This is a genomic window from Aliivibrio sp. S2TY2 (assembly GCF_028765525.1).
Lineage (GTDB): Bacteria > Pseudomonadota > Gammaproteobacteria > Enterobacterales > Vibrionaceae > Aliivibrio > Aliivibrio finisterrensis_A.
Genome location: NZ_JARACS010000001.1, coordinates 310,944 through 331,219, shown reverse-complemented (window position 1 = coordinate 331,219; position 20,276 = coordinate 310,944). Strand labels below are relative to the sequence as shown.

Below are 20,276 nucleotides of genomic sequence, written 5' to 3'. Positions count from 1 at the left end.
ATGGAACTGGCCTTTGATATCATTAAATCACACGATCTTCCTATCGATACTCTGCCTACTTTCACCTTCAAAAAAGCAGGTGGAACCATAGGCCGCAGTCCAAATGCCGATTGGTATATCGCGGATACTAAACGTCAATTATCCAATATTCATGCATCGATCAGTTTTGATGACCAACAATATTTCATTACCGATAGCAGCACCAATGGAACCTATTTTGATGGTCAAGAAGCCTCTTTAAATACTGGTGAACTGCATCCTGTTTCTCATGGTGATGTTTATGAGTTAGGGTTTATCAAAATAAGAGCGCGAATTCTTCAAGATCCAACAAATTATGCATCCCCTGAGCCAACAAATAACGCCGCATTAGATCCTCTTGCTAATCATGGTACCGATCAGAACCCATCGGTATTTGATATGATCCCCGACGACAGTTTTTTAAGTAATACTCCCATTGAGGAGCTCTTAAACAGCGATGAGGAGATCATTCTAAAGCAAGTGGAAGAGAATGTTCCCTCTCAATCCATTATGGATGATGCCTTACTTAAAGAACAATTTATCTCTCCCGTGCTTGATGACGACATTATTAGCGAAGACATTGAATTAGAAACTCAAGCATTCAAAGCTCAACCTACGTCTAAAGCTCACGCATCAACGAAAAGACAAACAACTCAACCTACGCAACCACAAGCGGAGGCTATAAGTGAAGATAATGATGCCTATTTAGCCGCACTATCTAAAGGCCTAGGAATAGAGCTGAATGACTTGGAAGATCCAGAGCAAACCTTATTTGAAATTGGTGCAGCACTACGCAGTTCAGTCAATGGCATACAACAGCTTCTGCGTACCCGTACCGAACTGAAAAATAAACTAACTGCAAATGCCACAACCATTCAAGCACAAGGAAATAACCCAATAAAATTTAGCCACGATGTAAATGATGCCCTTAATGTCATCATTCACCACAAGCCGGGGTATTTACAAGGTATTGAAGCAATAAGTCAAAGCTGTAAAGACATTCAAGCTAATCAACTGGCTATCCATGACGCATGCCAGCACACCTTAGATGCGCTGATTGATAAATTATCGCCACAAACGTTGATATACCGATTTGTTCAAGAAGGTGTGCAAAGCAAATTTGGAAAAGCCGATGCGCAATATTGGCAGGCATACAGCAAATTACACGAGCAAATTAGTAAAGATCCTGATTGGAGAAATGCCTTATTAGAGCAAGATTTTGCTAAACAATATGAAACTCAATTACAGATGCTCTCTGCAGCGCTTCGCGTATAGCCATTAAATAGTGAAATGAAAAGGACGCTATCATTATGAAAAAATTAATTACCCTCATAACTTTGCTGTTTCTCAGTGCGTGCAGCAGTACACCTGACCCAACTTATGTCGCGTTAACCTTGAACGCATCTTCAGATCTCAACCCCGACCATGTTGATCGCCCTTCTCCATTAGTCGTTAAAGTCATTGAAATATCTTCTGTCACCAGTTTTGAAAACGCGGAATTTTTTGATTTATACAACAACGCAAAATCAACCTTAGGGTCGGATTTCATCGCTGAAGAAGAGCTTATCTTACGACCGGGAGATCAAAAAACCGTTAAATTGAAGCTTGATGTTAAAGGTCAATATTTAGCAGTTATTGGCGCTTATCAAAACATTGATGATGCCAATTGGCATTATATCTACACCGTTAAGCAACAAAAGGCTCAAAAAATTGAGCTTATCGCTACAAATAACGCCATCGTAAAGCTAGAGCGAGTAAAGAAAAAAACATCGCCTACCAATAACAATACGCGTATTTAGAGGACAAAATTATGCAAAAAGTTATATGGAAAGAAGGCATGTTATTACGGCCTCAACATTTTCAGCAAAATGACCGTTATTACCACAATCAGTTACAAGTAAGAACTCAACAACAACACAGGTACAATTGGGGATTCCACTCCCTTAGCTTTGATAGTCATCACCTCTCTGTTGGAAAAATCGTGATCAGTCAAGCTTCTGGGATCCTTCCTGATGGCTCTTTATTTGATATTCAGCATCAAACTAACCCTATCATTTGGGAATCGGATGCCCCTGCAACCAATCTCAATTTGTATTTGGCAGTGTCTCTATCCACACTAAATAGCCCTGAAGCTCGAGAAGAAAAAGAAGTCGACATTAATACTCGTTATGTCTCTTATGATCTCACGGTTGCCGATAATAATGCGCAAGTGCAAAACCTACAAACCATTAGCTGTGGTGATCTTGATTTTCATATTATTACTGAAGATGAAATTGACAACCACTGGGTAAAACTCAAATTATGTGAAGTAAAACAAGTTACTCCAGAAGGCGCGATTCAACTTAACACTCATTTTGAAGCCAGTTTTATTAATGGTCTTCACTCCTCTTTAGTCCATAGAGCATTACGGGAGGTATTGACACTGGTCACTCATAAGGCTGATATCTTAGCAGAGCGTATTACCCAATCAGGCCATGCAACCTCTGAGATTGGAGACTTTCTTTTGCTTCAATTACTTAATCGATATGAACCGCAGCTTAATTATTTAAATAAATGCTCTCATTATCATCCTGAAGAACTCTTCTTATTGCTGGCTTCGTTGCAAGGCGAACTTTCAGCTTACGATTCAACGCATCGTAGAGCTAATCTTGACCTTGCCTATAACCATAAAGAACAGGGAGAATCTTTTGAGCGTATTTTATTCCAACTACGTAAGCAGCTAAATCAATCACTGAAACAAAATGCCTTTGAAATCCCTCTTCAAAAGCGCAATCACGGCGTACTTATCGCCCCAATTTCAGACGACAGCTTATTGCAAGAGGCAACTTTTATTCTTGCTGCTCGCTCACACACAGACGCTGAAACCCTCCGTAAACAATTACCGCCACAACTTAAAGTCGGCCCAGTAGAAAAAATACGTAATTTGGTGAACTTGCAACTTCCAGGGATCACTTGCCGATCTCTTTCTGTAGCACCAAGACAAGTACCTTTTCATGGCGATTATTGCTATTTCACCTTAGATCTTAATGCGAATGATCGCTCACAACTGACCCAATCGGGTGGATTCGCCTTCCATATTGCAGGTGATTTCCCTGAACTTTCTCTCTTCTTCTGGGCAATAAGGAACAGTTAATATGAACAGCAGTAACATGGACGATCGCACTGTACTCATTACTCAAGAGCCAAATCAGATCAATCCAACATTAACGCAAAATACCAGCGCGCCAAAATTCGATCAATTGCAAGATCGCATGGTGTATGCCGCTAGAATAAAACCTGAAGAGTATAATTTTTCAGGCAACAATCCACTCATCAGTGCCGCTTCTTCTCTGCTGTGCATTACGTGTGATTTAAAAAAAGAAAGCTATCAAGATATTGAGCTACTTAAACCGAAATTAGTTGAAGAATTGAAGTCATTCGAGTTTCAAGCCCTTAATTCAGGAGTTGAGAATAACTATGTTGCACTTTCTCGCTATCTTTTATGTTCGTTTGTCGATGAAATCATTGTTACCACCCCTTGGGGCTCTGAAAGCCATTGGGCCTCACAAAGTATGTTAAGCAGCTTTCATAACGAGACTTATGGAGGCGAAAAGTTTTTCTTATTACTCGAAAAGCTCAGTCGTAACCCGGCGAAATATTTGGATCTCTTAGAGCTAATGTACTTATGCTTAAGCTTAGGCTTTGAAGGAAAATATCGAGTTCTATCCAGAGGGTTAATTGAGCTTGAGGCCATTCGGGATTCATTATATCGACAGATCCGCTCTCTACGTCCTGAACAAGAATCCAGTCTCTCACCCAATTGGGAGCCAAAACAAGTACAACGCCATAAGTTGACTAAACAAACCTCATGGATTGGTATTGTGTGCGTGGTTACTTTCTCTCTCTGCGCTATTTATGGTGGCTTTTACTACGTTTTGGATCAGCAATCAGAGCACGTTATTCAAGCATTTCAACAAATTGATTTATAGGATTTTCACGGATGAAATCATTTTTTAACACACTATTAGACACCTTAAAAAAGACATGGTGCTGGAGCTTATTATGCAGTTTACTGTTCGCTCTTTTACTGTGTGTATTTGGCAAACACATCGCCATCGCTAATACTCCGCTTATTGAAACCACCACAGGTAAAGTTCTGACCGTCTTTATTTGTTTGCTTTTGTGGGCAGCGTTCAATCTAACGTTATGGTGGCTAGCAAAACGAGAATCTCAAAAAGAAGAAAACAAAGAAGCGTATGAAGCAGCACAATCTGAACTGGCTTACATCCAAGAACAAAGCTCGCTATTAAAAGGAAAGCTTGATGCCGCCATCACTACGATTAAACGAGCAGGCCTGTATGGAAAGTTAAATAATAATGTTAAGTATCAACTGCCTTGGTACATGGTTATTGGCCCTCAAAATAGTGGCAAAACCACACTATTAGAATGCTCTGGTTTGGATTTCCCTCTTAATCAAACAGATGGCCACTACACGAGAGATATTCAAAACAGCCAACACTGCGAATGGTATTTTGCTAATCATGCCGTTTTATTAGATGCTGCTGGCCGTTTTTTTGATCAACATGAAAATGAACTGAATAAACCGGTATGGGGACGTTTTTTAAAAGCACTGCGTAATAAACGCCGTCGTCGCCCTCTCAATGGTGTGATCTTAACTATCGATATTACAACACTGCAATCTCCTGATGAAAGCAGCATTGAAGTACAGGCTCGTTATGTCAGAGAACGTCTACAAGAATTAAGGCATGAACTGAGTTCAGATATGCCTATCTACTTTTTATTAACTAAAATGGATAAAGTAGAAGGTTTTGAACCCTTCTTCTCCTCACTATCTCGCGAAGAAATGGATCAAGTCTTCGGTGTTACCTTTAATGAAGGGGAAGGACAACAAGCAGATAAAATCAAACAAGAATTTGAAAAGCTTATTCTGCGCATTGACGCCCAAGTAATGTCACGTTTACATGATGAGCGTGATGTAATGAAGCGTGCCGAATTATTGCAATTTCCAAGACAATTGAGCTTTCTTGCAGAGCGCCTTGCTCTGTTCTCTGAGTTAGCTTTCACCAAAACACGTTACCATCAAGCATCACATTTACGTGGGCTTTATTTAACCTCAGTGCCAGCACCAACCAATGCTCAAGCGGATTCTAGTACCTCTAATATTGGTCAAAACTTAGGGATAAGTTCTCGAGTATTACCAACCTACCAACATCAACGTGGTTTTTTTATCCGCAAACTGCTTGATGAGGTGATTTTTCCAAACAGTGAGCTCGCAACGCTGGATGATAATTATGAACGAAAAGTAAAGTTTAAAAATGGGGCTATTTATGCAGCTTCATTTGCTTTAATTATTGGTTTTGGTTCACTGTGGGCCACAAGCTTTTTGAATAATCACAGCAAACAGCAAACACTCTTAACTCTTGCAGACAACTACAACCAACAAATAGTTCATTTGTCTCCATTAGCGCCTTCTATCGAGCTATTGCCTACTTTAGACCCCTTATTAAAAGCAACTCAGGTTTATCAAAAGAAGGATAACCATTTCCCAGAGAACATGGCAGGACTACAGCAAGGAGAAAAATTAAGGCAAGCAGCAGAAAAGGCGTATCACCAGCAGTTGATTGCGTTATTGTTGCCTAAAGTCACCAGTGAGCTCGAATACCAAGTCACCAATAACCAAGATAATCGTGAGTTTCTTACCCCTTCTTTGCGCGCGTATCTAATGCTCAACATGCACGAACACTTAGATACTCAGTATTTAAAGCAATGGATGGGATTACATTGGTCTTATCTATACAGTGGCTCAGCAACAGAACAAAATGCCTTACAAACGCACTTAACCAATTTACTTAGCATTGGCTTTGAACCAGTGCAATTAAACGATAACTTAGTAGCAAAATCTCGTAAATTTCTCAGGGAATCTGATACCTCAGCACTTGTCTATCAGCAATTAAAGCAAGATGCGAAAGAGATGAACTTACGAGATATAAAGTTAAGTGACCATCTTGGGCCAAACCAAAACCTTTTTAATCATACCAGCACTATTATACCTGGGTTGTATACTCAAAAAGGCTATCAAACGGTCTTTCTAAGTAAAGGATTAGATCAGGTCAAACAACTGATTGATGAAAATTGGGTTATTGGATTATCCAGTGACTTGAGCACCAATGAAATTCGCGGCCTTTATGCTGAAGTGGAAGACCTCTATTTTCATGATTATATTCGCTACTGGAAAGAAGCCGTTGAGCAATTACAAATCAAGCCATCTAAAAATATAGATGAGGCGATACTGCAAATTGCAAATATGACAGGTTCGAGTCAACCCATCTTAAAACTGCTTAATCTTATTCGAGAAAATACCACTTTTGTCGATCAAGCACAGCTTGCTTCTAATGCCGCAAAAACAACAAATAAGTTACCCGTTAACACCAAGCTCAAAAAAGTTGCCTCTCTTGGTTTGCACAGTGTTGAAGAGCGCTCACAAAGCGCAAGAAAAGCAGTCAGTAACCAATTTGAACCACTGAATTTATTATTAACCGATAAAGCTCAAGCCACCATTCCTCTTGAGGATGCTCTAGTGGTTGTTAATGAGTTAAGTGGCCGCTTATCAATGGTAAAATTTTCACCTAACCCGGACCAATCAGCCTTTAAAATTGCTCGAGATCGAATGCAAGGAATTCCCAATGAGTTAAATGATATTCGAGTCATGTCTGAGACGTTACCTCAACCATTACAGCAATGGTGGAATCAAATATCCAACAACGCGTGGGGTATCGTTTTAAATCATTCTAGTGATCATATTCAAATGGTCTATCACGATAAAGTGGTTAACCATTACGACATTGCTTTATCTGGCCGCTATCCATTTAAAAACAGTAGCCATGACGTCAACATTGCTGATTTTGATGAGTTCTTCCAAAATGGCGGTATCTTGGATAATTTCTTTGATGCCTACTTATCCTCATTCGTTATTAATCAAAAAGGAAAATTCAAACAAAAAACCTTACATGGCCATTCTTTAGGCCTATCAAAATCATTTTTGAATCAATATAAATATGGCCTTACTATTCAGAAAATGTTTTATGGTTCTAAAGGAAAAGAAGCTAAGGTCTCTTTTCGTATTGCGCCATTTGAACTTGATGCAAGTGCCTTGCAGTCGACCTTCTATTATGGAAGAAATAAGTTCAGTTACCGCCATGGGCCTATTCAGAAAAAACGTTTTACTTGGCCAATCACAAATCAACGTCAATACGTAAGCTTTGTTCTTCAAGATCTCAGTGGAACCAAAGTGGTCAATCAACAAAACTCAGGGCCTTGGGCTTTCTTTAGAGTACTCGATAAATTTAGAGTCAATAAATACCGTGGCCAAGATGTGATTAAGTTGGATCTTGAAAACAAAGGATTAGAAGCCAAATACTTAATCTATAGCGATCGTACTCCTAACCCGTTTAACCGTAAGATTTTGAGTAATTTTTATCTTCCTAAAAGGATCAATGGATGAGCCAACAATTTAAAACGGCTCATTTCTCAGAAGAAGGCAAAGTAAGGGATAAAAATGAAGACGCCATTTTATCCTTTACTGAGCAAGGGATCTGGGTTGTAGCCGATGGCATGGGGGGCTATGAGTATGGAGAGATTGCCAGTAACATGATTATTGATGCCTTTCACTCTGAGCTATTGTACGGCTCGTTAGAGCAAAAAATTGAAAAAGCAAAACGTATGCTCTTTAAAGTAAATCACCATTTAAGCCAAGAGAAAACGCTTTCTCACAGCGCCGTAATTGGAAGTACTGTCTGTATGCTTATCGCCCATGATGGGCATATTGCCTGTATTTGGGCTGGTGATTCACGTTGTTACTTATTTAGACATAATAAGCTGTATCAAATATCTAAAGATCACACCCGCGAGCAAAATGGTAGAGAGGCATTAACGCAAGCTATTGGAATGGGCAACGCTCTTGATATTGAGCACTGTATCGTTCCTTTACAGCATCAAGATACCTTTTTACTTTCTAGTGATGGCGTACATAAATATTTATCCCATAACATGATAGAGGCATGCATGGCATTACCTAGTGCATTAAAAGGATGCTACCACTTAAAGGAGCAGGTGTTACTAACTGAAGCGAATGACAATTTATCTGCAATTATAATTAAGGCAAGCCGATGAGTGAGATGAATATTGACCAATTCTTAGAGGCGGCACCTCCATGCGAAGCGGATGAATCTATAGTTGAAAAAAGAAAGATAAAGCCCATCCCAAAAATCATTAATGACCGTTATAAAATTAAACGAGTTTTAGGGGTTGGTGGTATGGGTGTAGTGTATCAGGTTGATGACCTATTACTGAAAAGTATTGGCCTTGAACAAAGTGAAATGGCCATTAAAGTACTCAGCAGTGAAGCGACTACTTTCCATGATGCAGAGCTACTTCTAGTTAATGAATACCAGCAAGCCAATGAATTACATCATCCAAACATAGTGCCTATTCAGCACCTCGCTTTATGTAATGACTCGCAACAACCTTTTTTAATTATGCCAATAATAAAGGGAGAATTACTCTCGCTATTACTTGACTCTCCGTTTGAAAGCATACCTACTGCTGCCCGTTTAAAATACGCCTTTGTTTTGATAAATTGTGTTATTCATTGCCATAAACGCGGTGTTATTCATGGGGATTTAAAACCCAGTAATATCTTAATTTCAGACACTAATGAACTGTATCTGTTTGACTTTAGTATCAGCCGTAACATCAATCCTCAAAAAAATAATTTTACGATAAATTTCAATCAAGTTCATGCTTGGAGCAGCGATTATGCAGCACCAGAGGTACAACAAGGCAATGCGCCGACCATAAAAAGTGACCTCTACTCCCTTTCTATTTTGCTCTACAAACTGCTACTCGATACGCACCCTTATCAACAAAAGGAAGAAACGTTAGACAGTAGAACTAAAGAGCAACAAAAAATACATCAATTACTGAGACAAGCAATGAGCCCTATCTCAGCGGAACGGCACCTTAATTTCAAAGCATTAAACATATTGATAAAAGAAAACCTTAAGCAGCAAACGACAAGCAAAAAAATACCGATGCTACAAAAGGTATCATCGGTATTTTCAAGGAATAAGAATGTATCTACCTAATAAAATTACGCAATTTGTGTCATTTCATCAGAACTAAAGCAAGATATTTGGTTTCGCCCTGAGGCTTTTGATTCGTATAAGGCAAGATCTGCACGTTTATAACTAGATTCACGACTATTACAGATATCAGTGACGCCACCGCTAATGGTTACTTTAATGTCGTCATATAAATTTATTGCGACTCTCAATCTATTTAAAATCATTTCTGCTTCTTGTAATTGAGTGTTCGGTAAAATAACGGCAAATTCTTCCCCACCAATACGCGCAACAAAATCATTACGACGACTTTCTGTACCTAAAATCCTACCCACTTCAGCAATCACTTTGTCACCAACGTCATGACCATATTTATCATTAATTCGCTTAAAATAATCAATATCGATAATCGCTAAACATGACGACTCATTACCTTTGATAAATGAATCATTCGCTATAATATTCGAAAATTCACGCTCAAACCTACGTCGATTCCAGCACTGGGTTAAGGAATCTTTTTCACTCAACTCTCGAAGGCGATTTTCTAGCTCTTTTCTCTCTGTAATATCAACAAATGAGGCGATGAAATATTCTCTTTTACCGTCATTATTATAAATAGCTTGTATACGTAAAATCTCCGTTAATAGGTTGCCATCTTTTCGCTGGTTGATAACCTCTCCTTCCCATAACCCTTCAGATTGAATTGTTCTCCACATTGCTGAGTAAAAATCTTTATTATGCTTCCCCGATTGGAACATAGAAGGCGTTCTTCCGATAACATCTTCCTCTCTCCACCCACTTAGGCTCGTAAACTCTTCATTGACTTTAATAATGCGATTATTTTTATCGGTAATCACTATCGCTGACATACCATTCAATGCAGCTAACGCTAACTGATTTTCAATACTTGTTGTTCTATGTTTAGCTATATAACGCGCAATTAGAATAGAAATGAAAGTAACAAATAGTATTGCCAAAATAGCTTCATAAATAATAATTGTTAATTTATGCTCTACGTTTTCCATAGCTAAGTTATTCTCACTACTCAATAGTAAATAAAGTGAACTACGACCAAAATTATCACCAAGAGAAACCTTTGCAAAGGAGTAAAAAATTGCTTATCTACAAACTCCCCTGTATTTTGAGTTCTCATTTTTTGCCATAATTCAGGCGTTTCAATCAGAATATTATAACTTTCTCGCTCTGCTATCAGATGTCCTAATGTTTTTCGTTTATCTTGAGACGCAAGGTAATACCCTTCCTCATTAACAAACTCTAATTGGTAGCCAGTCTCTAATGATGCCTCTACTTTATCCACCATTTCATAAATATCTAAGTTAAAAAAGAGATAGCCTTTACGCTTATTATTTATTTCAATCGGTGTAAATATTCGTAATGACGGTTTTGGAGGAGTAACGACGCTCCCATGCTCAACGTCTAAATCAATGCCAAAAAAACCAAAGGCATCTGTCTTTAACGTTTGTGCATAAATAAAGTAATCTCGATGTGATTTATCTTGAAGTTCACTTTCAGGAACAATGGTGAGCGTTCCATTCTCTTCATTAATACGAGAGATTTCTTGCCCATCAATTCCAATTAAGCGTATTTGAGAAATATAAGAATAGTTCGTCGCCGTAAGCGCCCACAGAGATTCGAGGAGTGATCTATTTTTTAGCGAAGGATCTTGGATAAACTCTAATAATACCCGATTACCAGATAGAAGCTTTAGAGAAGTACTTAATTTTGAAGCAATAGAGTGCACCTCTTTTTGACTAAAATTGAGCTGATGCTTAGCTTCGCTTTCCCTTTGAAATTGAATCGCATTCGACTCTGTCTGATATTGCCCCCAAAGATAAAAAATAGGAGTAACCCCTATCAATAAAAGAGTAATAGCGAAATATTTAATTTGTTTGAAAATTATACGATTATTCAAAATAGCCAACTTTTTTTTATTTTATTCTATCAAATAAATAAAAAACATAAGTGATCACGATCCAATAATTATCATTAATGCATTGATTTACTTTGACTTTCTTCTGACGTCATTTATGTGACACAAAAAAATAAAATCACCCTCCTTATCATTATTGTACAAGTCCGTTTATTTATTAATCACTTAACTTCTTTTTATTGAATTCCGCTTGCATTATTTATAGCTATATACAATAATCTCTCCCGTTCTTAAGGAACAACAGAATCTATGGAGGCCCTGGTCCTCCCGCAACACTAACTCGTGAACTCGGTCAGGCCTGGAAGGGAGCAGCCGCAGCGGGCGACGTGTGTGCCGGGATGTGGCTGGGGCTTCCACCTATTTGATGTTTGCAAAATTACTCTGCATAAATTGCAAAGAAATCTACAAATTTGCAAAATAAGCCTGCACAAACTACCTTTAGTTGTAAGTTTACAACATAGAGGTGAATATCATGTACGTTCGTACACTAAAACAATCTCAAGTAAAAAACATTAGCAAATTTATGAGTCTGAAGAATGATTCGATCATTCGTACAGAATCTATGCTTGAATTTGATATGTGCTTTCATCTTGAATATTCTCCAGATGTTGTTAGCTTTGAATCTCAACCTCAAGGGTTTTACTATGAATATCAAGGAAAACACCTCCCCTATACTCCAGACTTTCTGATTACACATTCATCTGGGCGGCAACAATTACTTGAAATAAAACCTCTTTCTAAAACCCAACGTCCCGATTTTCAATCAAAATTCATCCAAAAACAGCAAGCAGCCCAGAAATTAAATCTTTCATTAATCCTTATTACCGAAAAGCAAATTAGAACAGGTCATTTACTCAACAACTTTAAGCTTCTGCATAGATACTCTGGACTACATAATATTTCTGCCACTCAAAAATCAATCATTAACCTCATCCAGACAGTAAATAAGATTCAAATTAATCAAATTGCAAACAGATTAAATATCAGTAATGGAGAGGTATTAGCTGGTGTTTTAAGCTGGCAATCAAAAGGGGTGCTGCAAACGGTTTACACAAATGAAATAATTAATGGGAACTCTATTGTATCGTTAGGTTTATCAATGGATATAGAGTTTCCATTTACTGATGAATTTCAAAAAATATTAACTACTCAATCCTCTCCTGCTGAAATTACTAATGATAAAAAAACAGAAGTGCTTACACCTTCTCTTGATTCATACGATGACGCTATAAAAGCAGAAGTATTGCGTCGTATTTCTTTTCTTAAATGGATCAAACCTCGTTTAAAAGGTGGTTGGACAGAAAAAAATTTAACACCTCTTCTTAACGATGCTTCAATTGATTTAAAAGCGATCGCACCAAAATGGCGAACCCTTGCTGAATGGCATAAAAATTATCACCAAAGTGGGGAAAAGGTATCCTCTTTAATTCCAAAACACTCATATAAAGGTAATAAACATATGAATACTGATGGCGATTTTTTAATAACAAAAGCAATTAACGAAAAATACTTAACACTAAATCGATGCTCCATCAGTCAAACATTTAAGTACTATTGTGATTTAGTAATAATAGAAAATCGATCTATCCTTACGAATAAAATTAAAAAAGTTAGTCAACGTACTTTCTATAATCGAATCAATGCATTGCCTAAATATGACGTTGCTCTTAAACGCTATGGAAAACGATATGCTGATATTCACTATCGTAAAGTTGGAAAGATGCTAGAAGCAACACGCCCTTTAGAATATGTAGAAATAGATCATACTCCACTTGACCTAATCTTACTGGATGACACTTTAGAGATACCATTAGGCCGCCCATACTTAACAATTTTAATAGATAGCTATAGTAAATGCATCGTTGGCTACAATCTTAGTTTTAGACCTCCTAGCTTCGAATCTATTCGTCATGCTTTTTGCAATGCCTGCCTTGATAAATCTTTAATTACACAACAATACCCTCACCTTCAACACGATTGGCCTGTTGCAGGAAAAATTGAAAATCTTGTTGTTGATAATGGCGCAGAGTTCTGGAGTGATAGCTTAGAAGATAGTTTACTACCTTTTGCTACCAATATTTTATATAACAAGGTTGGTGAACCATGGATGAAACCTCTTGTTGAAAAGTTTTTTGACCTGTTAAATAAGGGCTTAGTCCATTCCCTTCCAGGAACAACTCGCTCGAGAATAGAGCAACTTAAAGGTTACAATCCTAAAAAAGATGCCACGATTACGTTCAGTTTATTTTTAGACTTATTCTATACGTGGATTATCGATATCTATCATATGACTTCCGATGCAAGAGAGACTGCTGTTCCTTATTTTAAATGGCAAGAAGGTGTAACGGCTTTACCCCCTCTCACCTATACAGATGAAGAAGCTCAACAATTACGAATAGAGCTTGGAATATTAAATACTCGAACGGTTCGTATTGGAGGTATTTTTCTTCATGGATTACGTTATGAATCAGAAGAGTTAAGTCAATATAGAAAAATTTGGGGGGCTATTGATAAGAATAACCTAACGCTGAAAACAAAAACCGACCCTTCAGATATATCACATATTTTTGTCTATTTAACTAATGAATCACGCTATATTAAAGTTCCTTGCATAACAGATATTAGTTATACATCTGGCCTTACGTTATTTCAGCATCAAACCGCTCAAAAATTGCAAAGAACTAAAACAAGATTACAAATAGATCATGAAAAACTCGCTGATTCACGTATGTATGTTGAAAATAGAATTGCGGAAGAAGTAGAAAAAATCAAATCTAGTAAAAAACGTACTACGAAAACTACCCATGCATCAAAGATCGCTCGGCACCAAGATATTGGTAGTCATACTCAAAAATCGATTCAAGTACCTAATGAGCAAAGTGAAATCAAAAAACTGAATAAAAATGAACATGATGTTTTAAATGGATGGGATGAACTACATGATGATTTAGAGGGATTCTGATGCACACTTTATCTTCGACTCAAAAAGAACAACTCATCAACTTTAATCAATGCTTTATTGAGTATCCAATAATTACTCATATCTACTCTATTTTTGATGATCTACGCATGAATCAAGGTTTAGGAGCAGAACCACAATGTATGCTCTTACTTGGTGATACAGGTTCAGGTAAATCAGCACTCATTAATAACTACCTGTTACAACAACCGCCATCAAATTTTTCCGCACTCAGTTCATTACCCATTTTACATACACGTATTCCACGTAGAGTGAATAACGAACAAACCATGTATCAATTGTTAACTGACTTAGGACAATCACCTTCAGGAACGAGAAGAGCTAAACGCTCAGAGATCGCTCTCGCCGAAGGAGTCGTTCGAGCGTTAAAGCGTAAAAAAACAGAACTCATTATTATTAATGAATTCCAAGAACTCATCGAATTTTCAAGTGCTAAAGAACGTCAGAATGTCGCTAACACGCTTAAATACATTAGCGAAGAAGCTAGAGTATCAATTGTGTTAGTTGGTATGCCCTATGCGGATATTATTGCTGAAGAACCTCAATGGGGATCTCGCTTAGCATGGAAAACACAAATAGAATATTTTTCATTAAAAAATGACATGAAAACATATGTTCAATTCCTAAAAGGCCTAGCAAATCGAATGGGATATGATGAGGTGCCATCACTACACAATAAGGAGTTTGCTATTCCACTGTTTTCAATTTGTAGAGGTGAACTAAGGCAACTTAAGAACTTCTGCTCTGATGCGATGCTAGAAAGCTTTAAGCAAAACAAAAACACACTAACTCATGATGTATTAAGTGCCACTTTCAAGTACAAATTCCCAACGAAGAAAAATCCATTTGAAATGAATGTAGCTGACGTTCCAATTCAAGAGGTAGAGTCTTATTCAAAGTATAATCTAAACGCAATGACTGATGATGAACGCCTTACTGCAACTAAGTTTCTTGATGCTATGTCTTTATCTTCACTGTTGAGTAAGAGTTGAGTTTTTATCAGTATTTATTGATGCTAACTTATTTTTAGACATTTCCAAGTTGCGTTTTTACTAATTTAGTAAAGATTAAATTACCTGAAGTATGGCAAACTAATCTATGTGAGTGCATAGAATCACTAGCGCAGATCAGTGTTCCTTAATTTGGTTCACTAGATTAGATGCGACCATAATGTAAGCCTTTGCATCATTTTCTGTTAACTCAACTTCTTCCGTATGCACAAGTTGATTTCGCAGCTTTCGCAGTTCATCGAAAGAGTTAAGTTGAGAGTAGTTCAAGACGCCGCACTGATGAAGGTAATGTCCTAGCTTCGCATAGTTTTTAAATGGCGATGTATTTGCAGAACTCCAAAAGGATGCAGCTATTGATGCAGCAACATTCTCGAGTTCTATCCATGCCTCCAACACCGCAGTTCGTGTAGAGAAAGAAAGAATACTCATTGCTGGTGCGTCAATTTCCGAAGTTTTATCGATTTCAGCTTCAGACTTTAACGCTTGGACCGTTTCTGAAAATTCCATCTCAAACTCTTTAAATTTCAATTTTAGCATGAAAGGAATCAAAGAAACCAGAGGCTTACGCAATAGTAGTAAGACAACAATCAACGTTCCAGGCCAAGCTAGCGCTTTAGTCATTTCAGATATAAATGTGTACTTATCCATTATTCTACCGTGTACTTAGGTACAGTTTTGTAACTGGGTAGGGGTAGCAATGCCAACCCTCTACCTTTTAGTTGTCAACAAAAGTACTGAGCGATGTATGAAATCAAACGACATGCAAAAAGTTTGTACAAGCCATATGTCACCATTGCCAATAACGTCAGACTACTTATCAATAGGATGAAGAACGGTATCTTGTCGCGAAACAAAGTGAGATTTAGTTCGTCCACAAACCACTGACTTTGCTGCTTTTTGACACCGAACATTTTGTAATGAGCCAAAACATCACTAAATAGAATCTGTTGTCCAATGTTACCGCCATCAGAATAATAGGCGTCCTTCAACTCTAGGAACTTTTGGTTAACCTCATTTAGAACGTCCGGATCGTCAGTCTCTGCTTTTCGGTACAATGAAAGGAGATTTCCGGACAGCTTAGTGAGCTGGACTCCTCGTATCTCATAGTCGGATTTCTTAGGCTCATACATGGTAATAAACAAAGCGGCTATCGATAGCAGAATAAAGACCACCGAAGTTAGGTTAGTAGTGACCTTGAAGGCTAATCCGACAATACCGAAAGCCAGAGACGCAAAACCAATCCAAGCGGGAAGTCTGGATACAATGTCAAACGTCGCGAAATGACGATTCGCGCCATATGTAACGTTGTAGGCCAATTCGGCGATGTCTTTTTTGAGTATTGAACTGTTCATTGGCAGCCTTAGTTAGATATCGGAACAATGATTTCCGACCGAGCCACAACGACACCGTCTTTAATGGCGTAACATTCAACGGAGTGTTCTCCATTGAAGATGGTTAATTCACTGCGATTTCCATAGCCTGCATCATCTAAGATTTGACCTCGAATGCAATCTCTACGCTCTGCTTCCTGCCCTCGATTGAGAACTTTCCATTTGAGTGAATATGGTTGAGGCACTTCAATTTCACTAACGCTGAAAGACAGAGACTTTTTTGCTCTCAAAGGAATGAAGAGGCGTAACATCTCAGAGAGCGAGTATTCTCGATACCCGTTTTGGGAAACATCGCAGTCGATGGCCATATAATACCGTATGTCCACAGGGTACTTGTCAGCAATAAACTCTTCCGTATCGCGCCAAATTTGGCGATTTTCGGCAATTGCCTCAAGATTCCCTGTACTTTGAGGGTAACCTCGTCCGAAAACTTTCCGCCATCTTTCGTTGTTGTTGTCATCATCGATGGCTTCAACACAGAGTTCAAAAGCTTTTTTGACAGCTCGCTGAAAGTTTTTCTTCACTTTGACATGCTGATTGCTGCCCAAAGCGCTCCATCGCTCTTGTTTCGGTAAGTCGCCTAGGTATTCAAAGAAATCACGGCACATTTCGTCGTAATAGAAAGGCCCTGTATTATCATAGTCGGTGGTACCTTTTAGGAAATTATGGGCAAGAGTATCTATCAGAAGACCACCCATTGCTACGCCATGTTTATTCTTCCAAGCACGAGCCATCTTACAAAGCGGCCTCAGATTCTTGTTTTTCGCCTCGTTAACATCCTTCATGGCTTTTATTTCATCCTTAGGTTTGGTTATACGCCATGACCCGCCATTGTGCGTGTAAGGATATTTGAAACTGCCATCACCCTGCTCGAAAACAGGCTGCACCTCGACTTTGAAATTCTGGTACTTAACCACAACGACCAAACTGTCTACCTTCACATCTGTTTTCGGGTAGCGGGCCAAGATTGCGTCCTTGGTGTCTTTGAGCAGTTGACTTTGCTTGTCCTTATAGGCTTCCCATTTACAGCTAGGCATGATGTAAAGCATATCGAGATCAGAGATACCTTTGATACCAGTGAATCGTCCATATGAGCCAACCTGAAGCGTGTTCACTGTTGTAGACTCAGTATTGCGAAACTTCTTGTTTAACGCTTTGGTGATTTGACCATAGCGCTCGCTGATACTCTCCGAGTTGTCGACTCGAATGTTTACTAAAAACTGTTTGAAATCTTCTGAAACTGACATTTCTCACCTATATGCACACGATTACCTAGTTTTTTATATGGGGTAGATGTACATAGCTTTCAATGTTTAACCACATAAAAAGTAAGAGAAAAGAATCAAAAAATGAAAACTTGCCTGTCAATAGGCACAAATATGTTAGCAAGAGAATTCCATCCCATTGAAGCCCTCTAAGAAGTCTTGAACTTTGTCGTCATCGTTTCTATGTTTATTGTTCGAATTTTCACTTTATTATCCGACAGCAACAATTCAGCTTGATCGACTACTACTTTATTCAAAATGCGCAGAAATGATTCCTGCTATTTCTGTGACTGTTGTATCTCGTTTATATCTCCTTAGTATTCACCTACCTTAATTATTGATATATTTTAATTATCCACCGCTGAGTCATCACCATAGCTGTGTGATAAGTAATGCGTAGGCGGACTAAGAAACTTATTATCTACCATTTATAAACCTCTTTTTTTGACCGTCATGCGTAACAAGCAGTTTGTCAGCGATCTGGAGATACAAATGCAAATAGATGGACACCACACCCTGACCTACGTGGTCGCTCGCTTCGCAGGAATTTCACATTATGATGCTGAAAAAATGGCATATTCAGCTCAATACGTGGATGAAGCAACAAACGACAAACCAATCTATTTTGACAATGGTGCAATGTTTGACCGTATAGTTTCGGCACACAAAATGCTGGACTATCGGAACACGCAAGAACTAGCAAACCACTTGGTTTGGATACCTTTTCATTTTCTCCCTGGTAATCAAGGGATTCCTTCAGACATTGAGTCTGATGGTCCATTCATTCACCGGCTGATCTGTAAACCCGATAGTCATGTGGCGAGAGATATGTTGCGAATGGTAGCAACACATTGGGACAAGCCATTTGCGGCTCACCTTATGGGAATTGCCATGCATGTGTACGCAGATACCTTCGCTCACCAAGGGTTTGCGGGTGTAATCCACGATTACAATAGGGTGAGCGAGCTTGATTCTTCTTCCAGTTCGGCTTTAGAAGGCATCAAAGATAAGCTGTTGAGTCAGGGGATCTCTAGGTCATCACCACTTGGCCATGGAGCTGCGTTATCTTTTCCTGATCGCCCCTATGCTACATGGACCTATTTAAACGGAGAAGGAACACCTGTTGAGAGAGACAATACTGCAATCTATCTCGATGCTGCGAATGCTATGTGCAAAGTGCTTCAATGTTGGAAAGATGCTGATTCCCTAATGAACATTGATGCTCAGCCCGGACTGAGTTCTAACCAATACTCAATGATTGAGCAGGCTCTGAGAGAAATCGACGACGATGATGGTGATGCTCGACACTCTAAATGGATTCAAAGGCTACAGGATGGTCGCTTTGGTTTTGATCCCATTGATTTACCATTCAACAAAGATGGCAACGAAAGCTGGAAAGAGTTGGCGAGAGGACCTAGTTGGATTCAAGACGATAATGTAGTTTACCACTACACTCCCGCCTTTCTGCAATCAGACTGGAAACAATTTCATGACGCCTTAAAAACGTACCGTCTAGAAGTAATTCGAGATGTCTTACCTCGATACGGTATCTGCGTTGCTTAATTGGCTAGTTTGAACAAGAAAATAAGGCTTAAAGAGATATGAAAGAAAAAACACTGAACATAATAATACCCAAAGTGCGCCTTAAGGTTATTGCTTCACTCACAATATTCACATTGGTTGGGTGTGCATCAAATGAATCAATAACAATGGTTAGCGAATATGCAAACCAAACCACGAAAGTTCAAGATGCCCTAATGAACGTGTATGAGTCTGCTGATGACGCTCGTATCAATGCAGAATTGGTTAAAGCTATGCGAGATGGGATCACCGGAAATGGATTAGATATAGCAACTATCAACAACTCAGGCCAAGAGCTTTTGTTGCATAATCTGCAGCTGTTTTCTCAGAGTATCTACGCGTTAGCAACGGATGATCGCGGCGAAGAGCTAGACAAATACTCTAAGGCGCTAAATTCGTCTCTGCTGTCTTTATCTGAGTTGCCACAAACTGAGTTAATTGACTCCAAGGACATTGAGCTATTATCAACAAGTGTCAACGCCATTGCACGAGCCTACACAGAGAAAAAACGCTACGACCTATTGAAGACCATCTTGATAGATTCCGAAACGATCATTCAAAGTTCGTTCGACTCTTTGAAGAGCGAGTTAAACTCATGGAAACAGGTAACCAAAATAAGTTTAGAGAAAGAGTTACAAATTCGCTTATACCTGCTCAACAATCCTAATCGCTGTGAAGTTATTGAAGATAAGCGCTGCGTGACGTTCTATCACTCATTAGAAGAAAGAGTGGAAGCCTATAAAAAGACGTATGCGCTAAAAACTCGCCTGAACAACTTAGATGCTAACTACGCAAAACTAGAACGAGCATTGAGTTCAGTTCAACTGCTAAACCAATCTATTGTTGTATCCCTGAAAAACGATGACGACTTAACTAAAGATGCGGCTAAGAAAGCACTACAGTCCACTAAAACCCAAATCGATTCAATCAAAGACTTTCGCGATACCCTAGGAGAATAACC

General features: G+C 38.6%; 16 protein-coding genes and 1 other RNA gene. 12 read left to right on the top strand and 5 right to left on the bottom strand.

Annotation, left to right across the window (positions count from 1 at the left end; translation table 11 throughout):
• From tagH to PVK63_RS01475, 7 genes are read left to right on the top strand one after another with little or no spacing between them, the layout of a single operon-like run.
• Positions 1-1,293, top strand: a complete 1,293-nt coding sequence (tagH, locus tag PVK63_RS01505; RefSeq protein ID WP_274439809.1) for a type VI secretion system-associated FHA domain protein TagH — start codon at positions 1-3, stop codon at positions 1,291-1,293.
• Between the two features lie 35 nt (positions 1,294-1,328).
• A complete protein-coding gene (gene tssJ / locus PVK63_RS01500) occupies positions 1,329-1,817 on the top strand; it encodes a type VI secretion system lipoprotein TssJ (protein WP_130043295.1) in 489 nt (162 codons plus the stop codon).
• A gap of 11 nt (positions 1,818-1,828) precedes the next feature.
• A complete protein-coding gene (tssK, locus tag PVK63_RS01495) occupies positions 1,829-3,151 on the top strand; it encodes a type VI secretion system baseplate subunit TssK (protein WP_130043294.1) in 1,323 nt (440 codons plus the stop codon).
• Between the two features lies 1 nt (position 3,152).
• On the top strand, positions 3,153-3,986 hold the full coding sequence (icmH, locus tag PVK63_RS01490; RefSeq protein WP_130048277.1) for a type IVB secretion system protein IcmH/DotU: 834 nt from the start codon (positions 3,153-3,155) through the stop codon (positions 3,984-3,986).
• A gap of 11 nt (positions 3,987-3,997) precedes the next feature.
• On the top strand, positions 3,998-7,519 hold the full coding sequence (gene tssM, locus PVK63_RS01485; RefSeq protein ID WP_274439808.1) for a type VI secretion system membrane subunit TssM: 3,522 nt from the start codon (positions 3,998-4,000) through the stop codon (positions 7,517-7,519).
• Positions 7,516-8,187, top strand: a complete 672-nt coding sequence (locus tag PVK63_RS01480; protein WP_130043291.1) for a PP2C family protein-serine/threonine phosphatase — start codon at positions 7,516-7,518, stop codon at positions 8,185-8,187. Before tssM ends, PVK63_RS01480 begins: the two co-directional genes overlap by 4 nt.
• A gap of 5 nt (positions 8,188-8,192) precedes the next feature.
• The gene (locus PVK63_RS01475) at positions 8,193-9,161 is read left to right on the top strand and encodes a protein kinase domain-containing protein (protein WP_274439807.1); all 969 of its coding nucleotides are present in this window, start codon (positions 8,193-8,195) and stop codon (positions 9,159-9,161) included.
• A 5-nt stretch (positions 9,162-9,166) separates the two neighbouring features.
• Here PVK63_RS01475 and PVK63_RS01470 read toward each other — a convergent pair whose 3' ends face one another.
• Together PVK63_RS01470 and PVK63_RS01465 are read right to left on the bottom strand one after the other, a co-directional pair.
• Positions 9,167-10,162 (bottom strand): sensor domain-containing diguanylate cyclase, encoded by a 996-nt coding sequence (locus tag PVK63_RS01470; RefSeq protein ID WP_274439806.1) that lies wholly within the window; start codon positions 10,160-10,162, stop codon positions 9,167-9,169.
• Between the two features lie 20 nt (positions 10,163-10,182).
• Positions 10,183-11,079 carry a hypothetical protein gene (locus PVK63_RS01465; RefSeq protein ID WP_274439805.1) on the bottom strand — a complete coding sequence of 299 codons (897 nt, stop codon included), beginning with the start codon at positions 11,077-11,079 and terminating at the stop codon, positions 10,183-10,185.
• Positions 11,080-11,344: 265 nt separating this feature from the next.
• Here PVK63_RS01465 and ffs point away from each other — a divergent pair.
• From ffs to PVK63_RS01450, 3 genes are all read left to right on the top strand, one after another.
• Positions 11,345-11,441: signal recognition particle sRNA small type (gene ffs / locus PVK63_RS01460), an RNA gene on the top strand.
• 119 nt (positions 11,442-11,560) lie between these two features.
• The gene (locus PVK63_RS01455) at positions 11,561-14,050 is read left to right on the top strand and encodes a TnsA endonuclease N-terminal domain-containing protein (RefSeq protein WP_274439804.1); all 2,490 of its coding nucleotides are present in this window, start codon (positions 11,561-11,563) and stop codon (positions 14,048-14,050) included.
• Positions 14,050-15,060, top strand: coding sequence for a TniB family NTP-binding protein (locus PVK63_RS01450; protein ID WP_017019108.1), 1,011 nt, complete (start codon positions 14,050-14,052; stop codon positions 15,058-15,060). The genes PVK63_RS01455 and PVK63_RS01450 overlap by 1 nt, the downstream gene beginning before the upstream one ends.
• Positions 15,061-15,195: 135 nt before the next feature.
• Here PVK63_RS01450 and PVK63_RS01445 read toward each other — a convergent pair whose 3' ends face one another.
• The 3 genes from PVK63_RS01445 to PVK63_RS01435 all read right to left on the bottom strand — a co-directional run bounded on the left by PVK63_RS01445 (position 15,196) and on the right by PVK63_RS01435 (position 17,716).
• Positions 15,196-15,726 (bottom strand): hypothetical protein, encoded by a 531-nt coding sequence (locus PVK63_RS01445; RefSeq protein WP_274439803.1) that lies wholly within the window; start codon positions 15,724-15,726, stop codon positions 15,196-15,198.
• A gap of 74 nt (positions 15,727-15,800) precedes the next feature.
• On the bottom strand, positions 15,801-16,430 hold the full coding sequence (locus PVK63_RS01440) for an SLATT domain-containing protein (RefSeq protein WP_017019110.1): 630 nt from the start codon (positions 16,428-16,430) through the stop codon (positions 15,801-15,803).
• Positions 16,431-16,438: 8 nt separating this feature from the next.
• Positions 16,439-17,716: an SMODS domain-containing nucleotidyltransferase gene (locus tag PVK63_RS01435; RefSeq protein ID WP_274439802.1), complete on the bottom strand. Its 1,278-nt coding sequence runs from the start codon at positions 17,714-17,716 to the stop codon at positions 16,439-16,441.
• 510 nt (positions 17,717-18,226) lie between these two features.
• Here PVK63_RS01435 and PVK63_RS01430 point away from each other — a divergent pair.
• On the top strand, positions 18,227-19,297 hold the full coding sequence (locus PVK63_RS01430) for a DUF6765 family protein (protein WP_274439801.1): 1,071 nt from the start codon (positions 18,227-18,229) through the stop codon (positions 19,295-19,297).
• A gap of 146 nt (positions 19,298-19,443) precedes the next feature.
• Complete coding sequence (locus PVK63_RS01425; RefSeq protein ID WP_274439800.1) at positions 19,444-20,274, top strand: hypothetical protein; 831 nt, start codon at positions 19,444-19,446, stop codon at positions 20,272-20,274.
• Positions 20,275-20,276 lie beyond the last annotated feature (2 nt).

Coding starts and splice junctions, on each gene's coding strand:
- tagH (WP_274439809.1), top strand. CDS start 1: ATGGAACTGGCCTTTGATATCATTAAATCACACGATCTTCCTATCGAT.
- tssJ (WP_130043295.1), top strand. CDS start 1,329: ATGAAAAAATTAATTACCCTCATAACTTTGCTGTTTCTCAGTGCGTGC.
- tssK (WP_130043294.1), top strand. CDS start 1,829: ATGCAAAAAGTTATATGGAAAGAAGGCATGTTATTACGGCCTCAACAT.
- icmH (WP_130048277.1), top strand. CDS start 3,153: ATGAACAGCAGTAACATGGACGATCGCACTGTACTCATTACTCAAGAG.
- tssM (WP_274439808.1), top strand. CDS start 3,998: ATGAAATCATTTTTTAACACACTATTAGACACCTTAAAAAAGACATGG.
- PVK63_RS01480 (WP_130043291.1), top strand. CDS start 7,516: ATGAGCCAACAATTTAAAACGGCTCATTTCTCAGAAGAAGGCAAAGTA.
- PVK63_RS01475 (WP_274439807.1), top strand. CDS start 8,193: ATGAATATTGACCAATTCTTAGAGGCGGCACCTCCATGCGAAGCGGAT.
- PVK63_RS01470 (WP_274439806.1), bottom strand. CDS start 10,162: ATGGAAAACGTAGAGCATAAATTAACAATTATTATTTATGAAGCTATT.
- PVK63_RS01455 (WP_274439804.1), top strand. CDS start 11,561: ATGTACGTTCGTACACTAAAACAATCTCAAGTAAAAAACATTAGCAAA.
- PVK63_RS01450 (WP_017019108.1), top strand. CDS start 14,050: ATGCACACTTTATCTTCGACTCAAAAAGAACAACTCATCAACTTTAAT.
- PVK63_RS01445 (WP_274439803.1), bottom strand. CDS start 15,726: ATGGATAAGTACACATTTATATCTGAAATGACTAAAGCGCTAGCTTGG.
- PVK63_RS01440 (WP_017019110.1), bottom strand. CDS start 16,430: ATGAACAGTTCAATACTCAAAAAAGACATCGCCGAATTGGCCTACAAC.
- PVK63_RS01435 (WP_274439802.1), bottom strand. CDS start 17,716: ATGTCAGTTTCAGAAGATTTCAAACAGTTTTTAGTAAACATTCGAGTC.
- PVK63_RS01430 (WP_274439801.1), top strand. CDS start 18,227: ATGCAAATAGATGGACACCACACCCTGACCTACGTGGTCGCTCGCTTC.
- PVK63_RS01425 (WP_274439800.1), top strand. CDS start 19,444: ATGGTTAGCGAATATGCAAACCAAACCACGAAAGTTCAAGATGCCCTA.